17 protein-coding genes are annotated in these 24,002 nt (G+C 48.4%); 13 read left to right on the forward strand and 4 right to left on the reverse strand.

Going from position 1 to position 24,002, the window contains the following annotated elements; translation table 11 throughout:
- Positions 1-87: 87 nt before the first annotated feature.
- On the reverse strand, positions 88-279 hold the full coding sequence (locus NNC77_RS11965) for a hypothetical protein (RefSeq protein WP_118065154.1): 192 nt from the start codon (positions 277-279) through the stop codon (positions 88-90).
- 486 nt (positions 280-765) lie between these two features.
- Between NNC77_RS11965 and NNC77_RS11970 the strand changes: the two genes are divergently transcribed.
- The 11 genes from NNC77_RS11970 (at position 766) to ispF (ending at position 18,094) form a co-directional block, all read left to right on the forward strand.
- Positions 766-4,035, forward strand: a complete 3,270-nt coding sequence (locus tag NNC77_RS11970) for a glycoside hydrolase family 2 TIM barrel-domain containing protein (RefSeq protein WP_254971124.1) — start codon at positions 766-768, stop codon at positions 4,033-4,035.
- 140 nt (positions 4,036-4,175) lie between these two features.
- Positions 4,176-6,116: an alpha-L-arabinofuranosidase C-terminal domain-containing protein gene (locus tag NNC77_RS11975; RefSeq protein WP_254971122.1), complete on the forward strand. Its 1,941-nt coding sequence runs from the start codon at positions 4,176-4,178 to the stop codon at positions 6,114-6,116.
- A 302-nt stretch (positions 6,117-6,418) separates the two neighbouring features.
- Positions 6,419-8,608, forward strand: coding sequence for a glutamine synthetase III family protein (locus tag NNC77_RS11980; protein WP_254971120.1), 2,190 nt, complete (start codon positions 6,419-6,421; stop codon positions 8,606-8,608).
- A 325-nt stretch (positions 8,609-8,933) separates the two neighbouring features.
- On the forward strand, positions 8,934-9,395 hold the full coding sequence (gene rplM, locus NNC77_RS11985) for a 50S ribosomal protein L13 (protein WP_006848007.1): 462 nt from the start codon (positions 8,934-8,936) through the stop codon (positions 9,393-9,395).
- Positions 9,396-9,405: 10 nt separating this feature from the next.
- Positions 9,406-9,792 carry a 30S ribosomal protein S9 gene (rpsI, locus tag NNC77_RS11990; RefSeq protein ID WP_006848006.1) on the forward strand — a complete coding sequence of 129 codons (387 nt, stop codon included), beginning with the start codon at positions 9,406-9,408 and terminating at the stop codon, positions 9,790-9,792.
- 158 nt (positions 9,793-9,950) lie between these two features.
- Positions 9,951-10,721 carry a 30S ribosomal protein S2 gene (gene rpsB, locus NNC77_RS11995; protein WP_022120437.1) on the forward strand — a complete coding sequence of 257 codons (771 nt, stop codon included), beginning with the start codon at positions 9,951-9,953 and terminating at the stop codon, positions 10,719-10,721.
- Positions 10,722-10,829: 108 nt separating this feature from the next.
- The gene (tsf, locus tag NNC77_RS12000; protein ID WP_006848004.1) at positions 10,830-11,825 is read left to right on the forward strand and encodes a translation elongation factor Ts; all 996 of its coding nucleotides are present in this window, start codon (positions 10,830-10,832) and stop codon (positions 11,823-11,825) included.
- A gap of 120 nt (positions 11,826-11,945) precedes the next feature.
- Positions 11,946-12,563, forward strand: a complete 618-nt coding sequence (locus NNC77_RS12005) for a fumarylacetoacetate hydrolase family protein (RefSeq protein ID WP_022120436.1) — start codon at positions 11,946-11,948, stop codon at positions 12,561-12,563.
- A 25-nt stretch (positions 12,564-12,588) separates the two neighbouring features.
- Complete coding sequence (porU, locus tag NNC77_RS12010; protein WP_254971118.1) at positions 12,589-16,230, forward strand: type IX secretion system sortase PorU; 3,642 nt, start codon at positions 12,589-12,591, stop codon at positions 16,228-16,230.
- Between the two features lie 19 nt (positions 16,231-16,249).
- Positions 16,250-17,428, forward strand: a complete 1,179-nt coding sequence (gene porV / locus NNC77_RS12015) for a type IX secretion system outer membrane channel protein PorV (protein ID WP_233338509.1) — start codon at positions 16,250-16,252, stop codon at positions 17,426-17,428.
- A 186-nt stretch (positions 17,429-17,614) separates the two neighbouring features.
- On the forward strand, positions 17,615-18,094 hold the full coding sequence (gene ispF, locus NNC77_RS12020; protein ID WP_006848000.1) for a 2-C-methyl-D-erythritol 2,4-cyclodiphosphate synthase: 480 nt from the start codon (positions 17,615-17,617) through the stop codon (positions 18,092-18,094).
- Between the two features lie 348 nt (positions 18,095-18,442).
- On the opposite strand, the gene NNC77_RS12025 is transcribed toward ispF, so the two are convergent.
- Positions 18,443-19,900, reverse strand: coding sequence for an IS1182 family transposase (locus NNC77_RS12025; protein WP_254971117.1), 1,458 nt, complete (start codon positions 19,898-19,900; stop codon positions 18,443-18,445).
- A 661-nt stretch (positions 19,901-20,561) separates the two neighbouring features.
- Here NNC77_RS12025 and NNC77_RS12030 point away from each other — a divergent pair.
- Together NNC77_RS12030 and NNC77_RS12035 are read left to right on the forward strand one after the other, a co-directional pair.
- Positions 20,562-21,830 carry a glycosyltransferase family 4 protein gene (locus NNC77_RS12030; RefSeq protein WP_234564083.1) on the forward strand — a complete coding sequence of 423 codons (1,269 nt, stop codon included), beginning with the start codon at positions 20,562-20,564 and terminating at the stop codon, positions 21,828-21,830.
- Positions 21,827-22,603, forward strand: a complete 777-nt coding sequence (locus tag NNC77_RS12035; protein WP_254971115.1) for a glycosyltransferase family 2 protein — start codon at positions 21,827-21,829, stop codon at positions 22,601-22,603. The genes NNC77_RS12030 and NNC77_RS12035 overlap by 4 nt, the downstream gene beginning before the upstream one ends.
- Before the next feature lie 185 nt (positions 22,604-22,788).
- Here NNC77_RS12035 and NNC77_RS12040 read toward each other — a convergent pair whose 3' ends face one another.
- Both NNC77_RS12040 and NNC77_RS12045 read right to left on the reverse strand, forming a co-directional pair.
- Complete coding sequence (locus NNC77_RS12040) at positions 22,789-22,884, reverse strand: smalltalk protein (RefSeq protein WP_233338489.1); 96 nt, start codon at positions 22,882-22,884, stop codon at positions 22,789-22,791.
- A 176-nt stretch (positions 22,885-23,060) separates the two neighbouring features.
- Positions 23,061-23,636: an HU family DNA-binding protein gene (locus tag NNC77_RS12045; RefSeq protein ID WP_254971113.1), complete on the reverse strand. Its 576-nt coding sequence runs from the start codon at positions 23,634-23,636 to the stop codon at positions 23,061-23,063.
- Positions 23,637-24,002 lie beyond the last annotated feature (366 nt).

The raw sequence follows: 24,002 nt of genomic DNA on the forward strand, positions 1-24,002 counted from the left end.
TATAAATGGGAATAGGAGCAAAGGCCCCGCAAAAAGGGTCTTTGCTCCTATTCTTATCTGTTGGTAGCTGAATATAACTTCCGTGATTTATCCCTCAAGGATAATTGACGCCACGTCTTCGGGCGAATTCCATAGGAGTCCGTCTTGCAACTCGTCGTCGGTAAATCCGTTGAGTGCTTCCTGTGCTTCCCTTGGAGTAATGGCTGGAGTGCCGTCCTCGTTCTTAGTATCGAGCAAAGCCTGCAAGATGGCTGCTCTGTATTCTTCGATTGTCATCATAATTTTTATGTCGTTTCGTTGTTTATTTTATGATGGCAAAGGTAATGCATTTTTTTGGAAACACCAAACTTTTTTGTCATTTTCTTTTAGCGGATATTGAAAAAGTTTTATATATTTATATGCCTTTCTATGATGGTATGGCTACCTTTAAAGATGGAAACTGCAGCACAAAAGAAGATGTTTCATGGTGCTGACTATGTGTTCATGGCAGACATGTGGAACCCAAAACACTTGAGTGACAGCAGACACTTGTGGGTACCTATTTCTTGGGAAAATGGTGCTCCGGTGTTGAAAAAACAATAAAAAATACGGTCGTTCTGCTTGTTTCTAACTTAATTTTCATATATTTGCAGTTGCTTAGCTGAGGCTACCGGCAACATGGAGGCATATAAGATGCTCCAGGATATGCCTATATATAATAAGGTATAGAATAGCCTATATATAATAAGGTGTAATTTCAATCTAATGTATAAATAACTAACAAACATGAAACAGAGACTGTTCGTAACATTGAGTTTGGCAGGATTAGCAATGGCAACCTTTGGTGCAACCAAACCGAAGGCTGCCATTAAGTCGTTGAATAAGACGACCATCCAACAGCCAACTTACACAGAATGGCACGACCTTCAGGTGAATGCCATCAATCGTTTTCCGTTGCACACCAATTTCTTCACCTATCCGGCAGATGACTGGGTTTCAGAGAAAGACGGTAAAATCGTGAGCAAGGATATCCTGCACATGAACAAGACGGAGAGCAAGTATTTCCTTTCGCTCGACGGAACCTGGAAGTTCAACTGGGTGGCTAATGCAGACCAGCGTCCTACCGATTTCTACAAGGAAAATCTTGATGACTCCAAATGGAAGACCATGAATGTTCCAGGCAACTGGGAGATGAATGGATTCGGCGATCCGGAGTATGTAAATAATGGTTTTGCATGGCGCGGACATTTTGACCAGCAGCCACCAGCTGTTCCTACCAAGGACAATCATGTAGGCTCTTACCGCCGTATCATCGACATCCCTGCCAACTGGGATGGCAAGCAGGTAGTAGCTCATTTCGGTAGCGTTACTTCCAACATCTATCTCTATGTAAACGGCAAGTTTGCCGGTTATGCAGAGGATAGCAAGGTAGCTGCCGAGTTTGACATCACTCCTTATCTGAAGAAGGGCAAGAATCTGATTGCCTTCCAGACCTTCCGCTGGTGTGATGGTTCCTGGGATGAGGATCAGGACTTCTGGCGCTTGAGTGGTGTGGCTCGTGAAAGCTATCTCTTTGCCCGCGATGCCCAGTTGCATTTGGAGGATATCCGTGTTACTCCTGACCTTGTAAACAACTACAAGGATGGTGTGCTCAATATCTCTACCAAGGTAAAGGGTAACGGTAAGCTCGTCTTCACCCTCTTCGATAAGGACGGCAAGCAGGTAGCAACCACTACCGGCGTGGCAAAGAACGGTACTGCCAATTTTTCTCTGCAGGTAGCTAATCCTCAGAAGTGGAGTGCCGAGACACCTTATTTATATACCCTGCAGGTTTCCCTGATGGGTGCTCAGAAGAAGGACGCTATGAAGGCGGCTAGCATGACTCCTGTCAAGGTAGGTTTCCGCAAGGTGGAAATCAAGAACAAGCAGTTCCTTGTCAACGGTCAGCCTGTGCTCATCAAGGGTGCCAACCGTCATGAGATTGACCCTGATGGAGGTTATGTATTGAGCATGGAGCGCATGATTCAGGACATCAAGATTATGAAGCGCCTGAATATCAACGCTGTCCGTACCTGCCACTATCCTGATGATCCACGCTGGTACGAGCTCTGCGATGAGTATGGTATCTATGTGGTAGCTGAGGCTAATCAGGAGAGTCATGGTTTCCAGTATGGCGATGATGCTGCTGCCAAGAAGCCGATGTTTGCCAAGCAGATTATGGAGCGCAACCAGCACAATGTTTCCATGTACTTCAATCATCCTAGTGTCGTAACCTGGAGTATGGGTAATGAGACTGTGATGGGCGATAACTTCCTGCAGGCTTACAAGTGGATCAAGAGCCAGGACCAGAGTCGTCCGGTTCAGTACGAGCAGGCAAGCAGAGGCGAGGGTACCGATATCTTCTGCCCTATGTACTATCCTGTAAGTGCTTGTGAAAAGTATGCGAAGGACCCTAACAGTCCGATGCCGCTCATCCAGTGCGAGTACAACCATACTATGGGTAATTCGGGTGGTAACCTGAAGGAATACTGGGATCTGGTACGCAAGTATCCTATCTTCCAGGGTGGTTTCGACTGGGATTTCGTTGACCAGGGCTTGCACCGCAAGGTATTGAAGCCGATGACCATCAAGAATCCTGAGAAGATGAGCAATGAAGAGCTCCGCAAGATAGAATATTGCTACGGTGGCGATTACAACAATTACGACCCTAGCGACAACAACTTCAACTGCAATGGTATCATCGGTCCTGACCGTCAGCTCAATCCTCATGCCTACGAGGTAGCCTACCAGTATCAGAACATCTGGGCTAAGATGGTGAATGCAGAGAAGGGCGAAGTAAGTGTATACAATGAGAACTTCTTCCGCAATTTGAGCAACTATGCCTTGGCTTGGAGCCTCTTTGAGGATGGCGTGGAGACTCAGAACGGTACCATCGCTGATATCGATGTAGCTGCCCAGCAAACCAAGAACTTCACCATCCCTTACGACCTTTCTAAGGTAAAGGGCAAGGAGGTGTTCCTCAACATCGATTTCCGTCTGAAGAAGGCTGAACCTCTGATGGAGGCTGGTCAGATTGTGGCTTATGCCCAGCTGGCAGTGAAGGAGAAGAAGTGCTGCGGTCATTGTGCAGACAACATGGCTAAGGCTCAGGACGGCAAGAAGGTGAAGGCTAAGCTCATCGACAAGAAGGGCGAGCAGGATATCACCGTTACTACTCCTAATTTGACCGTGAAGGTGAACCGTACCACAGGTCTCATCTCTGAATATACCTATCGTGGCAAGTCGCTCCTCGGCGAGGGCGGTACCCTGAAGCCAAACTTCTGGCGTGCTCCTACCGATAATGATTTCGGTGCCGGCCTGCAGAAGAAGTTCCAGGTTTGGAAGAACCCTGTCATGAACCTGAAGGGTGTAGCTGTTGAAAAGGACAAGAAGGCAAATACCATCAATATCTGTGCAACCTATGAGATGCCAGAGGTGAAGGGTGAGCTGGAAATCGATTATCTCATCATGCCAAACACCGGTGCGATGAAGGTAAGCCAGGAGTTTGATGCTTCTGATGATGCCAAGGTCAGCGATCTGTTCCGTTTCGGTATGCTGATGCAGTTGCCATACGATATGGACAAGAGCCAGTATTACGGCCGTGGTCCTATCGAGAACTATTCTGACCGTGAGGACTGCATGCGCATCGGAATCTACAGCGATGATGCCGACAACCAGTACTTCCCATACATTCGTCCACAGGAGAGTGGAACCAAGGGCGATATGCGCTGGTGGAACCAGACCGATGCTTCCGGCTTCGGATTCAAGGTGAAGAGCTGCAAGCCATTCTATGCTTCTGCCATCCACTTCGACACCGAAGAACTGGATGATGGTGATGACAAGGATCAGCGCCACAGTTTCAATCTGAAGAAGTCAAGATTCACCAATCTCTTCCTCGATGCAGAGCATTCTGGTGTGGCTGGTGAGAACTCTTGGGGGGCATGGCCTTTGGAGAAATATCGCCTCCATTATGGCGATAAGAACTTCACTTTCGTGCTCATTCCATTAGATAAATAGTAGAAAAGCAGGGATTTATACGAAAATCCAATATATTTAAACAGAAAATCCACCTCATTCGGGGTGGATTTTTTTATCTTTGCACCACCTATCACGGAAAAGTGTAGGTACAGCCTAAAAATAAAACAATAACGAACAATATGAGAAAAGCAAAATTTTTCGCAGCAGCATTGCTGGCGATGTCTTCACTCGGAGCTTTCGCACAGCATCAGTTTACTGTTCAGGCTAACAAGCCTGGAGCAGAAATCCAGCCTACCATGTATGGTATCTTCTTCGAGGATATCAACTTCGGTGCCGATGGTGGTCTTTATGCAGAGATGGTAGAGAACCGCTCCTTCGAATTCCCACAGCGCCTGATGGGATGGAATACATTCGGAAATGTAACCCTCAGCGACGTAAAACCTGCCTTCGACCGCAATCCTCATTATGTAACACTTGAGAGCGCAGGCGCACGTGAGAAGCAGACTGGTCTTGAGAACCGTGGCTTCTTCGGCATGGGCTTGAAGAAGGATATGAAGTACGATTTCACCGTATATGGCCGTCTTCATCTCATCGATGGCAAGCAGGGCAAGATTCGCGTAGAACTCGTCAATTCAAAGAATGATGTGATTGCCAAGCAGGTCATCAACATCACCAATAATAAATGGCAGAAGCTTACTGCTACCCTTACTTCTCCTCAGACCGATGCCAAGGGTTTGATGCGAGTATATCTGGAGAAGGGTTCTGAGAGCGTAGATCTCGACCATATCTCTCTCTTCCCTGAGGACAACTGGAATGGTCTCCGTGCCGACCTCGTACAGGATTTGGCTGACTTGAAGCCAGGCATCTTCCGCTTCCCTGGCGGATGTATCGTCGAGGGAACCGACCTCGATACCCGTTATGAGTGGAAGAACTCTGTGGGTGCTCCTGAGAACCGTCCTCTAAACGAGAACCGCTGGAGAGATACCTTCCCACATCGCCTTTTCCCTAACTACTATCAGTCATTGGGCTTGGGCTTCTATGAGTATTTCCTCCTTTCAGAGAAGATTGGTGCTGAGCCATTGCCTATTCTCTCTGTAGGTCTGGCTTGCCAGTATCAGAACGATGATAAGGATCCTAATGCGCATGTAGCAGTCAAGGATCTCCAGAGCTATATCGACGATGCACTCGACCTCATCGAGTTTGCCAATGGTCCTGTCACCTCTAAGTGGGGTAAGCTCCGTGCCGATATGGGTCATCCGGCACCATTCAATCTGAAGCAGATTGGTATCGGTAACGAGCAGTGGGGTCCTATGTATCCTGAGCGTCTGCAGAAGTTCATGGAGCAGATTCATGCCAAGTATCCAAAGATCAAGATCTGCGGTTCATCAGGTCCATCTGCTGATGGCAAGGACTTCGACTACGGTTGGGAGCAGATGCGCAAGTTGGGCGTAGACATGGTGGATGAGCACTACTACAAGAGTCCGGAATGGTTCCGCAGCAATGCCAGCCGTTACGACAAGTACGACCGCAAGGGTCCTAAGGTCTTTGCCGGTGAGTATGCTGCTCATGCCGAGAATGATCCAAACTCTTGGGAGGCAGCCCTTTCTGAGGCAGCTTTCATGACCGGTTTGGAGCGTAATGCCGATGTGGTTTATCAGGCTACCTATGCACCTCTCTTCGCTCATGTAGAGGGATGGCAGTGGCGTCCGGACCTCATCTGGTTCGATAACCTCAGCTCTGTCCGTTCTGCCAACTACTATGTTCAGCAGCTCTACGGCGAGAACAAGGGTACCAATGTGTTGAAACTTACCGAGAACGGCAAGGCTGTAGCAGGTGAGAATGGTCTCTATGCCACCGCTTGCTTCGACAAGGCTACCAAGAGCTACATCGTAAAGATTGCCAACACCTCTAACGAGACAAAGGAAATCAACGTCACCTTTAATGGTATCAAGAAGTTGAACCCAGGTAAGGTAACCGTTCTCCATGCCGACGATATTCAGGCAGAAAACAAGATAGACAATAAAAATGTGGTTGTTCCTGTAGTATCAGATGCACAGGTTCAGGGCAATGTATTGAACGTGAAGATGAAGCCAAACAGCTTTGTTGTATACCGTTTCTAATTGCCGACCTCCAATCTTCAATAAATCCTTAAGGTACAAATAGATAAGTGGATAATGTGAATCCCTTGCGACTCTAGTGGTTGCAAGGGATTTTTTCTCTTCTAATGCCCTTGAAATTACATGGCGACGCAGGAGTTTCTGTGTCAGGACGTAGGAAAGATTACGTCGCCATGTAGGAAAAAGGCACTTTATGTATAAGAAAAGTTTGAATTTTGCATAAAAAATACGCTCAAACGCTAGCAATTTGCTCATTTTTTCGTAACTTTGCACCCGCAAACTTATAATTAATAATAAAAGAAAGAATGGCTAATTTGAGATTTGAGGTTGTAGCCGAGGCCTTTAAGAAAAGACCTGTAGAGGTAGAGGCTCCCAAGGTGCGCCCTTCGGAGTACTTCGCCAAGTATGTATTCAACCGCCAGAAGATGTACAAGTATCTGCCATCTGATGTGTATGAGAAACTCATCGATGTGATAGACAACGGTACTCGTCTGGACCGTTCCATCGCTGATGCCGTGGCTGCCGGCATGAAGCTCTGGGCTGAGGAAAACGGGGTAACACATTATACTCACTGGTTCCAGCCATTGACAGAAGGTACTGCCGAGAAGCATGATGCCTTCGTGGAGCATGACGGAAAGGGTGGTATGATTGAGGAATTCTCTGGCAAATTGCTTGTCCAGCAGGAACCTGATGCCAGCTCATTCCCTAACGGCGGTATCCGCAACACCTTCGAGGCTCGTGGCTATTCTGCATGGGATCCTACATCGCCTGTGTTCATCATCGACGATACCCTCTGTATCCCTACCATCTTTATATCTTATACCGGTGAGGCTTTGGACTACAAGGCTCCATTGCTCCGCTCGCTCCATACGCTGAGTGAGGCGGCTACCGAGGTGTGCCACTATTTTTACCCTCAGGTGAAGAAGGTGCAGACCAATCTCGGATGGGAGCAGGAGTACTTCCTGGTAGATGAGAGTCTCTATTCGGCTCGCCCTGACCTGATGCTTACAGGCCGCACCCTGATGGGACACGACTCTGCGAAGAACCAGCAGATGGACGACCACTATTTCGGAACAATCCCTGAGCGTGTGCAGGCTTTCATGAAGGATCTTGAAATCCAGGCACTCGAACTCGGCATCCCTTGCAAGACCCGCCATAACGAGGTGGCTCCTAACCAGTTTGAGCTGGCACCTATCTATGAGGAGTGCAATCTTGCCGTAGACCATAATATGCTCCTGATGAGTCTGATGAAGCGTGTGGCTCACAAGCACGGTTTCCGTGTGCTCCTTCACGAGAAGCCATTCGCCGGTGTGAATGGTTCGGGCAAGCACAACAACTGGAGTCTCTGCACCGATACCGGCGTACTGCTCCATGCAGCAGGCAAGACACCGGAGGACAACCTCCGCTTCGTAGTCTTCATCGTAGAGACCCTGATGGGCGTTTACAAGCACAATGGACTGCTGAAGGCTTCTATCATGAGCGCTACCAATGCGCACCGTTTGGGAGCCAACGAGGCACCACCAGCCATCATCTCTTCATTCCTCGGAAAGCAGCTCACCGACCTGCTCGACCATATCGAGAAGGCAGACAAGGAAGAACTCTTCGCCCTGGCTGGCAAGAAGGGTATGGAGCTGGATATCCCTGAGATTCCGGAGCTGATGATCGATAACACCGACCGCAACCGTACCTCTCCATTCGCCTTCACCGGAAACCGTTTCGAGTTCCGTGCCGTAGGTTCAGAGGCCAACTGTGCGTCATCTCTCATCGTACTGAATGCTGCCGTAGCTGAGGCTCTCGAAGACTTCAAGGCTCGTGTAGATGCCTTGATAGCAATGGGCGAGGACCAGACATCGGCTATTATAGATATTGTACGCGAGGATATCAAGACCTGCAAGCCAATCCGCTTTGATGGCAACGGCTATTCAGATGAGTGGAAGGAAGAGGCTCAGAAGCGTGGCTTGGACTGTGAGGCATCCTGCCCGGTAGTCTTCGACCGTTATCTGGACAAGGAAAGCATCGAGATGTTTGCCAAGACCAACGTGATGAGCGAGAGCGAGTTGAAGGCGCGCAACGAGGTGAAGTGGGAGACCTATACCAAGAAGATTCAAATTGAGGCTCGTGTGATGGGCGACCTGAGCATGAACCACATCATCCCTGTGGCAACCCACTATCAGAGCCGTCTGGCAAAGAACGTAGAGGGTATGATTCACATCTTCGGTGGCGAGGAAGGCAAGAAACTGACTGCTCGCAACGTGAAGATTATCCGTGAGATAGCCGAGCGCACCGAGGCAATAGAGCGTGGTGTAGAGGCATTGGTAGATGCCCGCAAGGTAGCCAACAAGATAGAGAGTGAGCGCGAGAAGGCAGTAGCATATCACGACACGGTAGCTCCAAAGATGGAGGAAATCCGCTATCAGATAGACAAGCTCGAGCTTCTCGTAGCTGATGAACTTTGGACATTGCCAAAGTATCGTGAACTGCTGTTCATCAGATAATATTTCCTGGATAAGGAATTGATATAATAAAAAAGAGTGCATTGCCGTTAACAATGCACTCTTTTTTTGCTTATCCTGAGCAGAAAAGCGTAAACTAAGTTAAATATTTATAAAAGTTTGGGGTTAAAACTCGTAACCTACACATAATCAAATAAAAATGTGTAATTTTGCAGTCCGATTATTTCGGGGATACGCTTAGAGTCCCCAAGATATGGTGTGTTAATAGCATGCCCTGTGGCCGGGGTATGTGGTTAGTGAATCACCTGTCTGAATAGTGAGTAAAAAAGATTAAAAACGTTTTTTAGTAGTAAATTTAAATTTTAAAATGGACACATTAAGTTACAAGACTATTTCCGTAAACAAGGAAACAGCTAAGAAAGAGTGGGTCGTAATCGACGCTACCGACCAGGTTGTAGGTCGTCTCTGCTCTAAGGTTGCTAAATTGCTCCGCGGAAAGTACAAGCCAACTTTCACTCCACACGTAGATTGTGGTGACAACGTAATCATTATCAATGCCGCTAAGGTAGTTTTCACTGGTAAGAAGGAAACTGATAAGGTTTACACTCGTTACACTGGTTATCCAGGTGGTCAGCGCTTCAACACTCCAGCAGAGTTGCGCAAGCGTCCTGATGGAATGGACAAGATCCTCCGTCACGCTATCAAGGGTATGTTGCCAAAGGGCCCTCTCGGTCGTTCTTTGATGGACAACCTCTTCATTTACGATGGCACAGAGCACAAGCACGAGGCACAGCAGCCAAAGGCTATTGATATTAACCAGTATAAATAATTAAGGTAGAATGGAAGTAATTAATGCAATTGGTCGCCGTAAGAGCGCTGTAGCTCGTGTATACCTCACAGAGGGTACCGGTAAGATCACAATCAACAAGAAAGATATTGAGACATATTTCCCATCAGCAATCCTTCGCTATGTAGTAAAGCAGCCATTGCAGTTGCTCGAAGCTGAGGGTAAGTATGATATTAAGGCAAACCTCGACGGTGGTGGTTTCACCGGTCAGAGCCAGGCTCTCCGCCTCGCTATCGCTCGCGCGCTCGTTAAGATCGACGCTAACGATAAGAAGGCTTTGAAGGATGCAGGCTTCATGACACGTGACTCACGTGCTGTTGAGCGTAAGAAGCCAGGTCAGCCAAAGGCTCGTCGTCGCTTCCAGTTCAGCAAGCGTTAATCTTATACATATTTTATTATATATATACAGATTATATATAGCTGAGCTAAAAAGTTTAGTATCTAAATCGGTGAGATTCCATTAATCGGGGACTACTCATCGACTGATCTAACATTAGATTCAAAAAGAAAGTAAACACAATTAAAAAAGAAAAAACAATGTCAAGAACAAATTTTGACCAGTTACTTCAGGCAGGTTGCCACTTCGGACACCTCCGTCGCAAGTGGAATCCAGCAATGGCTCCTTACATCTTCATGGAGCGTAACGGTATTCATATTATCGACCTCAACAAGACTGTCGCTAAGATCGACGAGGCTGCTGAGGCTCTCAAGACAATTGCCAAGACAGGTAGAAAGATCCTGTTTGTCGCTACTAAAAAACAAGCTAAGGACGTAGTTGCTGAGAAGGCAGCTTCTATCAATATGCCATACGTAAACGAGCGTTGGGCTGGTGGTATGCTCACCAACTTCCCTACAATCCGTAAGGCAGTTAAGAAAATGACAAACATCGATCGTCTGTTGAACGATGGTACATTCTCTAACCTCTCTAAGCGCGAGTTGCTTCAGGTAAGCCGCCAGCGTGCTAAGTTGGAGAAGAACCTCGGTTCTATCGCAGATATGGCTCGTCTCCCAGTAGCCCTCTTCGTTGTTGACGTAATGAAGGAGCATATCGCTGTTAAGGAGGCTAACCGTCTTGGTATTCCAGTGTTCGGTATCGTAGATACCAACTCTGATCCTAAGAATGTTGATTACGTTATCCCAGCTAACGACGATGCTAAGGATTCTGTAGATGCTATCCTTACTGCAGTTTGCGGTGCTATCGCTGAGGCTCTCGAGGAGCGCAAGGCTGAGAAGGCTGACGACAAGGCTGCTGCTGAGCAGAAGGACCAGCCTAAGAAGAAGGCTGCCCGCAAGGACGAGGCTGAGTAATTAGGCAAAGAAATATATACTGAAGCCATTGATTCTGTTTATGATTCGATGGCTTTAGTAGCTTTTAAGCAAAGATTATTATTAACTTTTTAATATAAAAATATTATTATGGCTGTTTCAATTGAAGATATCAAGAAACTTCGCGCTATGACTGGTGCTGGTCTTGCTGACGTTAAGAAGGCACTCACAGAGGCTGAAGGTGATTTCGATAAGGCAAAGGAGTTGCTCCGTGAGCGTGGTCTCGCTATCGCTGCTAAGCGTTCTGACCGTGAGACTTCTAACGGTTGCGTTCTCGTTAAGAAGGTTAACGATTTCGCTGCTATCATCGCTCTCAAGTGCGAGACTGACTTCGTAGCTAACGGTGCTGACTTCATCAAGTTGACATCTGACATCCTCGACGCTGCTATCGCTGCCAAGGCTCACACTCTCGACGAGGTGAAGACTTTGAAGGTTGGCGATGCTGATGCTCAGGCTGCTGTTACACAGCGCTCTGGTATCACTGGCGAGAAGATGGAGCTCGACGGCTACTGCGTTCTCGAGGGTGACAACATCGAGGTTTACGACCACATGAACAAGCACACATTGTGTACTATGGTTCAGCTCAACGAGAACAACGAGGAGGCTGGTCACAAGGTAGCTATGCAGGTTGCTGCTATGCGCCCTGTAGCTCTCGACGAGTCTTCTGTTTCTGAGGAGACTAAGAAGACTGAGCTCGAGGTTGCTGTTGCCAAGACTAAGGAAGAACTCGTAGAGAAGGCTGTTAACGCTGCTTTGAAGAAGGCTGGCATCAACCCAGCTCACGTTGACTCTGAGGAGCACATCGAGAGCAACACCAAGAAGGGTTGGTTGACACCTGAGCAGGCTGAAGAGGCTCGCAACATCAAGAAGACTGTTGGTGAGGAGAAAGCTGCTACTTTGAACCCTACTATGATCCAGAACATTGCTAATGGTCGTCTGGCTAAGTTCTTCAAGGAGAACTGCCTCGTTGACCAGGAGTTCCAGTTCGGTGACGGTGACAAGCAGACTGTTGCTCAGTACCTCGCTTCTCAGAGCAAGGATCTCAAGATCGTTGCTTACCAGCGCTTTACTCTTGCTGCTGAGTAATCATTACTCAAAAGCAAGCGTTAATTTGACTTATAGTTAAATTAGAATACCGGGAGTTATGAAGTTAAGCCTCGCTTTGCTTCTAACTCCCATTTCTTTTTTATATAAAAATTTGATGTTATGAAGATATTTGCCATCGGTATGAACTATACCGAACACAATAAATCGCTGCATGGTACGTTATCTAAACCAGAGCGTCCTGTCATCTTTACCAAGGCAGATTCTGCTTTGCTCAATAACGGCAAGCCTTTCTTCATCCCTGATCATCTGGGAAGAATAGAGTATGAAACCGAAGTAGTGGTCAGAATATCCAAGTTGGGAAAGACCATTCCGCAGCGTTTCGCCCACCGCTATTACGATGCAGTAACCGTAGGTATCGACTTTACGGCACGCGAGATGCAGAAGAAGCTGCGCGAGGCTGGCCAGCCTTGGGAACTCGCCAAGGGATTCGACGGTTCTGCGGTTATCGGCGAATGGGTCGACATCCAGAAGTTCCGTGATATCCAGGCACTGCACTTCCGCCTCGACCTCAATGACAAGACCGTACAGGAAGGCTGCACGAGCGATATGCTCTACAAGGTAGATGAAATCATCTCCTATATCAGCCAGTACTTCACGCTCAAGACGGGCGACCTGCTCTATACCGGATGTCCTACAGGCTGCGGTCCTGTCAACATCGACGACCATCTCGTAGGCTATCTCGAAGACAGGAAGGTGCTCGATTTTCACTGTAAATAAACAATATTGCAAGTAATATATCGATATGAACACAACAAAGGTTTGGAAATACATGCTGCTGGCATGCCTGCTCATGCTGGTGGCTCCTGCTCAGGCACAGCGATTCTTCAATCTGACCTCTTCTGAAGTCAGAGTAGATTCCGTGTTGCCCCGTTTCGTGTATTCCATTCCTTTGACCGGTGCATATCGTGACTCCGTATATACCGTCAGCCTGAAATATGGCGAGTATATCGATATGACTGCCTCCGACATCGCCAATTACAACCGCCTGTCGGGTGCAGTTCCTCCTGAGCAGGTATTACCCCAGCAGCGGGTTACCGAATGCCGTAAGCAGGGCGTACTCCAGATAGATTTCAGTCCTGTCGTGTTCCGCAATAACCGCCATCAGCTGCTGGTCAGCTTCATGCTCCAGGTAGAAGCCCGTCCTCTGAAGCGCTCCGAGCGTTCCAGTCGGGGTTCTTTACTGGCTAAGGGCAAAGTATCAGCCTTCACTTCTTCTGATGCTTTGCGCTTAGCCTCTTCCCTCTATGCCTCCCATTCCGTCCTAGCCTCAGGCAGATGGGCGAAGATTAGAGTCAGCGAAACTGGTTTCCATCAGCTTACCGAACAGGTAGTGCGCCAGGCAGGCTTCTCCGATATCAGCAAGGTGAAGATTTACGGCTATGGCGGCAATCTGCAGAACGAAGCCCTTCTGGCGAGCGAACTGCAGGCTACCGACGATTTGCAGGAAGTTCCCCAGTGCATCGTAGACGGCAAGCATTATTTCTATGCCCAGGGTCCGGTATCCTGGAAGTCAGAAACCGCCCTCCAGCGCATCCGTAATCCTTATTCCGATTACGGCTACTATTTTATTACCCAAACCGATGGAGAGCCACTGGTGCAGGATTCAGCCACCTTTGTCTCTTCCCATTATCCGCAGCCTTACGATTACCATTCCCTCTACGAGTCAGATGGTTTCAGCTATTATCATGGCGGCAGAAACCTCTTCGATGCAGAAGAACTGAAGGTGGGAGATGAAAAGAAAGTGGTAATCACGAATACCACCGGTTCTGCGGCAGGCAAACTCTCCGTAGCCCTGACTACCGTCACAAACAGCGTGGCTCAGATACAGAAGAATGGCAAGGCTTTGGGCAAAATCACCCTTTCTCTCAAAGATGACAATCCAACGGAGGATATAGCTTACCTCAAGGCTACAGAGAAGGTTGCCACTTATCCCATTTCCGATTTCCAGGATAAGGATACTATCTCTATCAAGGTCTTGTCGGGTGCTTCCATCCGCCTCGATTATATCTCCGTAACGTGGGCAGAGCCTAGAAGCTGTGCCTTTACCGCTGCGAACCTGACCGCCGGTGGAAAGATTCCGGCTGCCCAGTATGTCTACGGCATCACCAACCAGGATCATCATGCCGATGGAGCAGCCGATATGGTCATCATCATCCCGACCTCACAGAAACTGCTGAAACAGGCTCAGCGGCTGAAAGAATTTCATGAACAGCACGACGGACTGCGCGTTACGATTGTACCTGCTGATGAACTCTATAACGAATTTTCTAGCGGTACCCCCGATGCCAACGCCTACCGCCGCTACCTGCGCATGCTTTCCGATAAGGCGAAGAGCGAGGCTGACATGCCGAAATATCTCCTGCTCTTTGGCGACTGCGTATGGGATAACCGCATGCTTACCTCCGGTTGCAGAATCCTGAATCCTGACGATTACCTGCTGTGCTTTGAGAGTGAAAACTCCTTCAGCGCCGTATCCTGCTTCGTCAGCGACAGCTGGTTCGGTATGCTCGGCGAGGGAGCCGGACTGTATCCTAGCCGTGAACTGCAGGATGTAGCCGTAGGCCGCTTCCCGGTAACCTATGCAGAAGAGGCCAAGGTGCTGGTAGACAAGACCATCAGTTATGCTCAGAATGCCAATGTAGGCGCCTGGCAGAACACCCTGATGTTTATGGGCGATGACGGAAACGGCAACCTCCACATGAAGGATGCCGATGAGGTGGCAAATGATGTGCTCACCACCTATCCCGCCTATCTCGTCAAGAAGGTGATGTGGGATGCCTATACCCGCGAAACCTCCTCTACGGGCAATACCTATCCAGAGGCAACCAAGATCATCAAGCAGCAGCAGGCTGCGGGAACCCTCATCATGGATTATGCCGGACATGGCGATCCTACCCAGATATCGCACGAATCGGTTCTGAAACTCAACGATTTTGCCGATTTCCGCAATACCAACCTGCCGCTCTGGGTAACTGCCTCCTGCGATATCATGCCGTTCGACGGACTCCAGGCCAACATCGGAGAATATGCGCTGCTCAACGATAAAGGCGGCGCAGTAGCCTTCTATGGCACCACCCGTACCGTTTCCTCCCTGTATAACAAATATATCAACCGCGCCTTCATCTACAGAGTGCTCAGTCTGGTAGACGGCAAGCCTGTTACGATGGGCGAAGCACACCGTCTGGCTCAGAACGATCTGGTGAGCGGCAACGGCCCGACTCCCGGCTCCGATGTCACGGTGAACCATCTCAACTATTCCCTCTTGGGCGACCCGGCGCTTGCGCTCAATCTGCCTAAGTATCAGATAGTAGTAGATTCCATCAATGGCATTCCTGTTGCCGAGTCTGAAACCCTGCCGATGCTGAAGGCAGGCTCTATCGCCCGCATGGCAGGTCATATCGAGGGAGCAGACGACTTCCGGGGCGTGATAACCGCTATCGTAAGAGATTCTAAGGAAACGGTTACCTGTCGACTGAACAATACCAGCAAAGAAGATGGTGCTGAGAAGGCTTTCGAATACAAAGACAGAACCAAGACCCTGTATCAGGGCACCGATAGCGTAAGAGGCGGCAAGTTTGCCTTCTCCTTTGCCGTTCCGCTGGATATCAATTATTCCAACCAGAGCGGTCTGGTCAACCTCTATGCGGTGAATACCGCCAAGACCCTCTCTGCCCACGGCTCCAGCGAGCAGTTTACGGTAGGCGAGAGCGAGGAGCAGAAGAACGATTCCATCGGTCCTTCCATCTACTGCTATCTCAATTCGCCTTCCTTCGTAGATGGCGGCAATGTCAACACCACCCCGTTCTTTGTGGCAAAGATAACCGATAAGGACGGAATCAATGCTGCCGGAAGCGGTATCGGCCACGACCTGCAGCTGGTGATAGATGGCGATATGTCGAAGACCTACGTGCTGAACAGCAATTTCACCTACGATTTCGGAACCTATACCAGCGGTTCTACCTATTACAGCATACCGCAACTGGAACCGGGCAAGCACGAACTCACCTTCCGTGCCTGGGATATCCAGAACAACAGTTCTACGGTGAAACTCCGTTTCAATGTGGTGAAGGCACTGAGTCCGGCACTCTTCGATGTGGGCGTAACCGCCAATCCGGCTAAGACCTCCACCACCTTCATCATCAGTCACGACCGCACAGAGAGCGATATGGACGTGGTGGTAGAAGTGTTCGATTCATCGGGCAGACAGCACTGGCGCCATTCCGAAAGCGGTGTACCTACCTCGGGCAGCTATACCGTCAGCTGGGACCTCACCTCCGATAGCGGCACTCCTCTGGGTACCGGCGTATATCTCTATCGCGTCAAGGTGGCAAGCGATGGCAGCAGCTACACCTCTAAAGTCAAGAAACTCATCATTATTAAATAAAAATATATTTACAATGGCAATGAAAAGAATCTATAAGATATTCATCTTGGGATGTCTCGCTCTGATGGCATCAGAAGTGAAGGCGCAGGATAAGAAAGACCTCTTCAATCCTGTGAACTATGCAGTCATTTCACAAACCATAGCTCCTGATGCCCGTGGTGGCGGTTTGGGAGATGTCGGTGCGGCTACCGACCCTGATGTCAACTCCCAGTACTGGAACCCGGCAAAATATCCTTTCACCATTTCGCGTGCCGGAGTGTCGCTCAGTTTCACTCCTTGGCTGCGCTCGCTGGTCAATGATATGAATCTTGCCTATCTCTCTGGCTATTACCGCATTGGCGATTACAGCGCCGTATCGGCATCGCTCCGCTATTTCAATATGGGCGAAGTGTACACCAGTAAGGAGGGTGCCGAGACAGGCACGGGTATGACCATCAATCCTTACGAGATGTCGGTCGATGTGGCTTATTCTCTGATGCTCAGCGAGAAGTTCTCTCTTGCTGCCGCCATCCGCTGGATCTATTCCGATATGCGCTTCGATTATACCGAAGACAATTCGCCAGCCTCCGCTTTCGCAGCCGATATTGCCGCCTATTACCAGAACTATGTGGTCATCGGCCAGCGCGAATGCCAGTTGGGTTTGGGCTTGAATATTTCTAACATCGGTAGTAAGATTACCTTCAGCGGCAAGGAGTATGGCGAGTTCCTGCCAGCCAACATGCGTCTGGGCGCCTCGCTGATGATTCCTATCGACGAGTACAATCGCGTTACCCTGGCAGCCGATGCCAACAAGTATCTGGTGCCTACCGTTCCGAAGCAGGAAGAGGGTGAGGACAATTCAGAATATGAAGACCGTGTGCATCGTGAGTATGATGATATTTCGGGCATCAGCGGTATCTTCAAGAGTTTCAGCGATGCCCCTGGCGGTTTCAAGGAAGAGCTGGAGGAAATCAACTACGGTCTGGGTGCCGAGTATGTATATAATGATAAGTTTGCGCTCCGTGCCGGTTATCATCACGAGAGTCAGAGCAAGGGTAACCGCAAGTACTTCACTGTAGGTGCCGGTTTCAAGATGAATGTCTTCTCGCTCGATGCTGCCTATGTGGTGGCTACCGCCAAGAGTAACCCGCTCGACCAGACCCTCCGCTTCACCCTGTCGTTTGATATGGATGGACTGAAGGACCTGTTTAAAAGGTAATGTTGAGTGTTGAATGTTGAATGTTGAATGAATAGTGTTGAATGTTGAATGTTGAATGTTGAATGTTGAATGTTGAATGAATAGTGTTGAATGTTGAATGTTGAATGTTGAATTAGGCTAGCGCCCTTGAGTCCGTTAGGCAAAAATTCAACATTCAACATTCAACACTAATATAAATTTAAAGCGATGAATATACGTGTAGGATTTGGATATGATGTCCACAAGCTGGTGGAGAACCGCGACTTGTGGCTGGGAGGAATCAAGATAGATTATGAACTGGGATTGCTGGGTCACAGCGATGCCGATGTGCTGATACATGCCATTTGCGATGCCCTGCTGGGCGCCGCCAACATGCGTGATATCGGATATCATTTCCCGGATACGGCAGCAGAGACACTGAATGTGGATTCTAAGATACTGCTCCGCAAAACGATGGAACTGATAGCTACCAAGGGCTATACACTGGGCAATATCGATGCCACAGTCTGTGCCGAACGCCCTAAACTCAACCCGCATGTGCCAGCCATGAAAGCCTGTCTGGCAGAGGTAATGGGGGTAGACGAAGACCAGATATCCATCAAGGCAACAACCACCGAGAAACTCGGATTCACGGGCAGAATGGAGGGTATCTCCGCCTATGCCACCGTTCTTATCCAGAAAGGATAGAACGCAAGCAAGGCGCCTTTAAAGAGCAGCATGCAAGCAGCACGCCCTTAAAGAGCAGCACGCAATCAGCACGCCCTTAAAGAGCAGCATGCAAGCAACACGCCCTTAATCGGGCAGCATGCAATCAGCACGCCCTGAAAGGGCAGAAGCTCCTAGCCCAGGGAGGGCACTGAAAAAGGTACCCAATTTTAAGTTGCATAGCTTGTTTTTGAACTTTAATTCTTGTCCAAGAAGCATTTCATCTTTTAAAAGTGAAATACTTTTTTGGACAGGAATATAGTCTCAAACAGCTTTCTATAGCGTTTCTGGCGTTTAATTCGGCAATATATAGAGAAATCTACTTCCCCCTTATGCATTTTGCATCAATTTGATGATTCTCTTCACATTTGCAGCGAAAATAGTCAAAGCTCCCTGCATTTCCATGCACGACAAACCGTATGACAGGGCTCTGTCATATCCTAAGACATTCTTAAGTTCGGAGTTTTTGGCTTCTATCTTGTATCGTTTCCTCTGAAGATTTATAAACTCTTCTGTTTTTTGATATTCGATTTGCTCCAACTGTTCATCCGATTTGATGGTAATCGCATATGTTTTTGTCTTGGCTCCTTCCTTGTAGCAACCTTCACGTAATGGACAGACCTTGCATTTGTCCACATCAAAATAATAGGTAATGCTGGAGTTTCTGTGACGCTTGTCATTTTTGCGATTATTCATCTCTTTCCATTTCGCCAGATGCCCTGCTGGGCAGACGTACAGATCTGCATCCTTGTTGTATTCAAAAGGGAGTTTGTTTGTTCGATTACCGTCAATTACAGAGCTTAAACGAGCAGAGAGGCGCATATTGTTTTCCTTTGCCATTTTGAGATTCTCCTTGCTGGAATATGCCTTATCTGCTACTATGGAATCAACTTCCATTCCTGCTTCCTCTGTCTTTTTTATCAATTCTGGCAATTGCTGTCCATCACCCTTCTCGCCGGAGGTGACGGTAGCTGCGGTGATAATTCTCTCATCGCTCATAGCTATATGCGTCTTATAGCCAAAGAATGAAGAATGCGCTGTTTTATGTCCTGTACGGGCATCTGCATCTTTTGATATTACGCCTCGGGTCTCTGCATCGGAAATGGTTTCTTTCAGCATGTTAAGACGTTCCTTGACTGCAGGCATATTGGCAGTTGCAGCGTCAGCTTCTACTGTTGCAACTATCGTTTTGGCAGCAGTCATGATAGAAGAATACTTCTTTTCTTTTGGAAGCTCAGGCAATTCCATGCTGTCATCTACAGAATTAACGACCTTGATTACGGCCTTGCAATAATACTCCAAACTCTTTGCTGCACTGATAGGGTTGGAACGAGAATGCGTATGGGTTGCATCAACAATGATGGTTCTAGACTTGAGGACACCTGCTTCTATAGCAATAGAAACAGTCTTCTTGATAAGAAGATCCAACAGGTCCATATTCTTCAGACGAAGTCGACGGAATTTGGTCAAGGAACTAGGATTAATCAGATTAGTCTCCTCAGGAGTTAATCCCAAAAAGTACTTGAACGACATATCATAGCGAGTACGTTCAACAACATCAACATCCGATATGTCATAGATTACCTTTAAAAGAAGATACTTAAACATACGGATAGGACTCTCTGCTGTACGACCATTGTCATGACAATACTTGTCCTGCAATTCCTGGTATACGAAACGAAAGTCCACCAGGTCAGTAATCTGGCGGAGCAGGTTGTCTTTTGGGATAATCAAGTCATACAAACTTGAATAATCACTGAATGATATGGTCTGTTGTTGCTCTAGCATAATCCTTGTATTTTTCTACAAAGATACAAAAAATATTGCACATATGCAACTTTTGGGTACACTATTTCAAAGATCGAATGTTAAACTAACATAACCCATGAAGGGACTTTTTCAGTGCCCTCCCAGGGCATCGCCCTGGGTATAATAGCAATCAGCAAGGCGCCCTGAAAGGGCAAAAGCTTTATATTCTGCAAAATGTAGGAAAAGTGTCAGAAAGTTGTTAATTTCCGTTTCTTTTGTTCATTTTTGCTTGATATATATCAAAAAAATGTAAAAACGTCACACTTTCTTGGCTAAATATTTGGTGGATAGCCGAAATAGTAGTAATTTTGCAGCGTCAAAAGGTTAATAGATTGTTTAGGTTAGTAGTAATAGATTTAGGTTTTTAGTTATTAGGTTTTAAGGTAGATTGTTTAACCGATAATTGAGACGGTCGTGAGACTATTTTGATTAGATTTTTTAAGTTAAACATATTGCATGCCACAGCTCGTTGAGAGTTGTGGCATGTTTTTTTTATGCCCCTTTCTCCCCCTTCCGTTTCCTCTTTTCCGATTTCCTCGAAAAAAACATGCCTTTTTATTTTGTTTTGTCTCCGATTTGTGCTATCTTTGCAGTATCAATCAATATACGCAGCTTTTTGCGGTATCAAAAATATACGCAGATGAGAGTACTCATAGTAAATACAAGTGAAAAGACAGGCGGAGCGGCAGTAGCAGCCAACCGCCTGATGGATGCCCTTAACAACAATGGCGTTAAGGCAAAGATGTTGGTACGCGACAAGGAGACTGAAGACATCACCGTGGTCAGTCTGCCCCGTTCGCTCAGGTTGCAGTGGAACTTCCTGTGGGAGCGCTGGTGCGTGTTCTGGCATCTCCATTTCTCCCGTCAGCGCCTCTGGGAGGTAGACGTGGCAACATCGGGTACCGATATCACCAGGCTCCGCGAGTTTCAGGAGGCAGATGTCATCCATCTCTCCTGGATCAACCAGGGCATGCTCTCACTCAAGAACATCCGCAAGATAATCCGCAGCGGCAAACCGGTGGTATGGACCATGCACGATCTCTGGCCAGCTACCGGCATCTGCCATTATGCCCGTGGCTGCAACCGCTATGCCTCCGCCTGCGGCAACTGTCCGCTTCTCCCCAATAAAGGCAGCAAGAACGACCTCTCAGCAAAGATATTCCGCCGCAAGAAGGAACTCTACCATCGCGGCGCCATCTCCTTCGTCACCTGTAGCCGTTGGCTCGAACGGCAGGCAAAGGGTAGCGGTCTCTTCGTAGGCCAGCGCATCACCAACATCCCGAATCCGATAGATACCCACGTGTTCTGTCCTCAGGATCAGGCAGAGGCGCGTCTGCGTGCCGGTCTGCCAGCCGACAAGCATATCATCCTCTTCGTATCCCAGCGCGTAACCGACGAGCGCAAGGGCATGCGTTATTTCATCGAAGCCATCGACCGGCTGGTAGCGCGCTATCCCGAGATGAAGGAGAATACCGCCATCGCCATCCTGGGCGGCCATTCCGAGGAAGTGAACCTCACTCTGCCGTCCTATTCGCTCGGCTATGTCAGCGATGAGAAGCAGATTGTGGCAATCTACAATTCTGCCGATGCCTTTGTGCTGCCATCGCTCGAAGATAACCTCCCTAACACCATCATGGAGTCGATGGCGTGCGGCGTGCCGAGCATCGGTTTCAGGGTAGGAGGAATACCGGAGATGATAGACCATCAGCAGAACGGCTACGTGGCCAACTACCGTGATACCGAAGACCTGGCGAGCGGTATCCACTGGGTACTCGAAGAGGCCGACAGGGCGGCGCTGAAGCAGGCATGTCTGCAGAAGGTAGCACAGAACTATTCGCAGCATGCAGTAGCATTGAAATATATTGAAGTTTATAACGAGGCGATGGCCTACAAAAACTATAAGTTATGATTAAGTTCACCGTCGTAACCTGTACGTACAATGCCGAGAAGGAGTTGCAGCGTACCCTCGACAGCGTGCAGCGCCAGACCTACTGCAACATCGAGCACCTCATCATGGATGGCGGTTCCCGCGACCGCACCCTCCAGCTGGTGAAGGCATATCAGCATCGCAATGCAGTAGGCGAGAGCTCGCACGAAATCGTGGTGATATCAGAGCCCGACAAGGGACTTTATGATGCCATGAACAAGAGTATCGACCGTGCTACGGGCGATTACCTGGTGTTCATGAATGCCGGCGACACCTTTCCTACAGCCGATACGCTGGAGTACGTAGAAGGCTGTGTAGGCGAAGGCGAAGTACTGCCCGGCGTACTTTACGGCGATACCGATATCGTGGACGAGATGGGCCATTTCCTGCGTCATCGCCGTCTAGCTCCACCCAAGAAGCTCACGTGGCGTTCGTTCATCTGGGGCATGCTGGTATGTCACCAGTCATTCTATGCCCGCACAGACATAGCCCGTGAGATTCATTACGATCTGCACTACCGTTATTCGGCAGATGTAGACTGGTGCATCCGCATCATGCGGGAGTCATCTCGCCGCAAGCTCCCGTTGCGCAACGTCCATGCCGTTCTCACCCATTTTCTGGATGGCGGCATGACCACGCAGAACCACAAAGCCTCCCTGAAGGAGCGTTTCCAGGTGATGCGCACCCATTACGGCCTTCTTCCCACCCTTGCAGTTCATGCCTGGTTCGTGATAAGAGGGGTTGTAAAGAGATAGAAAAATTTTAATTATTGAAAATATTTATTTACAAAGTATTGACTATTAACTAGTTAGCATACCATATACGGCGAAACGCCGTACATGGGTAGCCGACTGGTTAAAGGGTTAAAAAAAAGCCCCCGATGCGTGATGCACCGGGGGCTTTGCTATGTCGAATCAAAATTTAAAAAACATCTTTTTTTTTACACGCTACAGCTGGTAACTCCGAGCGTAGTAGCGATGGCTGTAAGGACGGAGATAGCAATCTGCAAAATCGTTTTCCAAGTATTTGCTTTCATAATCTTTATTTTAATGTTGACTTTTTTAATGTTGAATGTTGAGTGTTGACTTTTTAAATGTTGAATGTTGAGTGTTGAATGTTGACTTGGTGGGGGATGCGCTGGCTTCCGCTAGGTGTTAGGGAGAGACGCACCCCCGTTAGGCGCTCCTGCGGGGCGGCCCTCAGGCGAGGGCTTTATTCAAGCCCATCGCCGCTATCCTGAGAACCGCCTCCGCCGCCTTCTTGGGTTCCGCCGCCGGTTGTACCGCTGCCGCCCTGGCTGGTGTCAGAGCCGCCGCCCTGTTCAGTGCCGCCACCGGTAGTACCACCGCCTGTAGTGCCCTCCTCGTCGGTGCCGATATAGCCGCCGTACTCCTGAATCTTGCACTTCTTGCGCAGCTCAGTATTGCTCCAGCTCTTCGTGTTTCTCACAATCAGGTGCACGCCCTCTACGCTGGCAGCCGTCACCTTCTCCTTGGTATCCTCCGCCTTGGAGCTCATACCGATAGAGAACAATCCGAGGTCAGAGAGACGCACGCTCTTGCCGTCGAGGATCAGCTCCTGCAGATGGTCGAGTGCATCCATCAGCACACCGTGGATGGTACCTCGTGAGTAAGGCGAGCCGTGGTCGGAGATATGCGATACGAATCCCTCGAAGTCCACTTCGCGGTCGGTTACCGAAGTAGCATACCACTTCTTCTTACCTGCGTTTTCACCAGTCTGAGGTGTGCGCTGTACTTTACGATATTTCAATGTTCCTTTTACTTCCATAATCTTAAATTTTTTAGTGTTGAATGTTGAATGTTGAATGTTGACTTGGCGGGGTGCACAAGCCTTTCTTGAATCACGATGCAAAGAAAGTGCAAACGAGAACAGAGCTAAGCTTGCTTAAGCTTTGTCGAGTGCAGCCTTTCTTCGAACGACAGTGCAAAGATACGCCAATTTCCCGATACCACCAAATTTCAGCGTGTGATAAGGCGCGATTTTCAGCACGCTCTCAATCTGAAACCTGTTAAACAATCTAACTCGCTCTAAATTGGACTTTGATTGAAAATCAAGAAGTTGGGCGTTTGCCTATATTATATAGGTAACAATATGGAAACGAGCGGACTTCTGCTCGTTTCTGTATTTTGCAAT

Origin of the sequence: Segatella copri, from assembly GCF_024330485.1 — a bacterium.
GTDB classification, from domain to species: Bacteria; Bacteroidota; Bacteroidia; order Bacteroidales; family Bacteroidaceae; genus Prevotella; species Prevotella copri_L.

Coding starts and splice junctions, on each gene's coding strand:
- NNC77_RS12045 (WP_254971113.1), bottom strand. CDS start 23,636: ATGGAAGTAAAAGGAACATTGAAATATCGTAAAGTACAGCGCACACCT.
- tsf (WP_006848004.1), top strand. CDS start 10,830: ATGGCTGTTTCAATTGAAGATATCAAGAAACTTCGCGCTATGACTGGT.
- ispF (WP_006848000.1), top strand. CDS start 17,615: ATGAATATACGTGTAGGATTTGGATATGATGTCCACAAGCTGGTGGAG.
- rpsI (WP_006848006.1), top strand. CDS start 9,406: ATGGAAGTAATTAATGCAATTGGTCGCCGTAAGAGCGCTGTAGCTCGT.
- NNC77_RS12040 (WP_233338489.1), bottom strand. CDS start 22,884: ATGAAAGCAAATACTTGGAAAACGATTTTGCAGATTGCTATCTCCGTC.
- NNC77_RS11980 (WP_254971120.1), top strand. CDS start 6,419: ATGGCTAATTTGAGATTTGAGGTTGTAGCCGAGGCCTTTAAGAAAAGA.
- NNC77_RS11975 (WP_254971122.1), top strand. CDS start 4,176: ATGAGAAAAGCAAAATTTTTCGCAGCAGCATTGCTGGCGATGTCTTCA.
- NNC77_RS12030 (WP_234564083.1), top strand. CDS start 20,562: ATGAGAGTACTCATAGTAAATACAAGTGAAAAGACAGGCGGAGCGGCA.
- NNC77_RS12005 (WP_022120436.1), top strand. CDS start 11,946: ATGAAGATATTTGCCATCGGTATGAACTATACCGAACACAATAAATCG.
- NNC77_RS11970 (WP_254971124.1), top strand. CDS start 766: ATGAAACAGAGACTGTTCGTAACATTGAGTTTGGCAGGATTAGCAATG.
- NNC77_RS11965 (WP_118065154.1), bottom strand. CDS start 279: ATGATGACAATCGAAGAATACAGAGCAGCCATCTTGCAGGCTTTGCTC.
- rplM (WP_006848007.1), top strand. CDS start 8,934: ATGGACACATTAAGTTACAAGACTATTTCCGTAAACAAGGAAACAGCT.
- NNC77_RS12035 (WP_254971115.1), top strand. CDS start 21,827: ATGATTAAGTTCACCGTCGTAACCTGTACGTACAATGCCGAGAAGGAG.
- porV (WP_233338509.1), top strand. CDS start 16,250: ATGAAAAGAATCTATAAGATATTCATCTTGGGATGTCTCGCTCTGATG.
- rpsB (WP_022120437.1), top strand. CDS start 9,951: ATGTCAAGAACAAATTTTGACCAGTTACTTCAGGCAGGTTGCCACTTC.
- porU (WP_254971118.1), top strand. CDS start 12,589: ATGAACACAACAAAGGTTTGGAAATACATGCTGCTGGCATGCCTGCTC.
- NNC77_RS12025 (WP_254971117.1), bottom strand. CDS start 19,900: ATGCTAGAGCAACAACAGACCATATCATTCAGTGATTATTCAAGTTTG.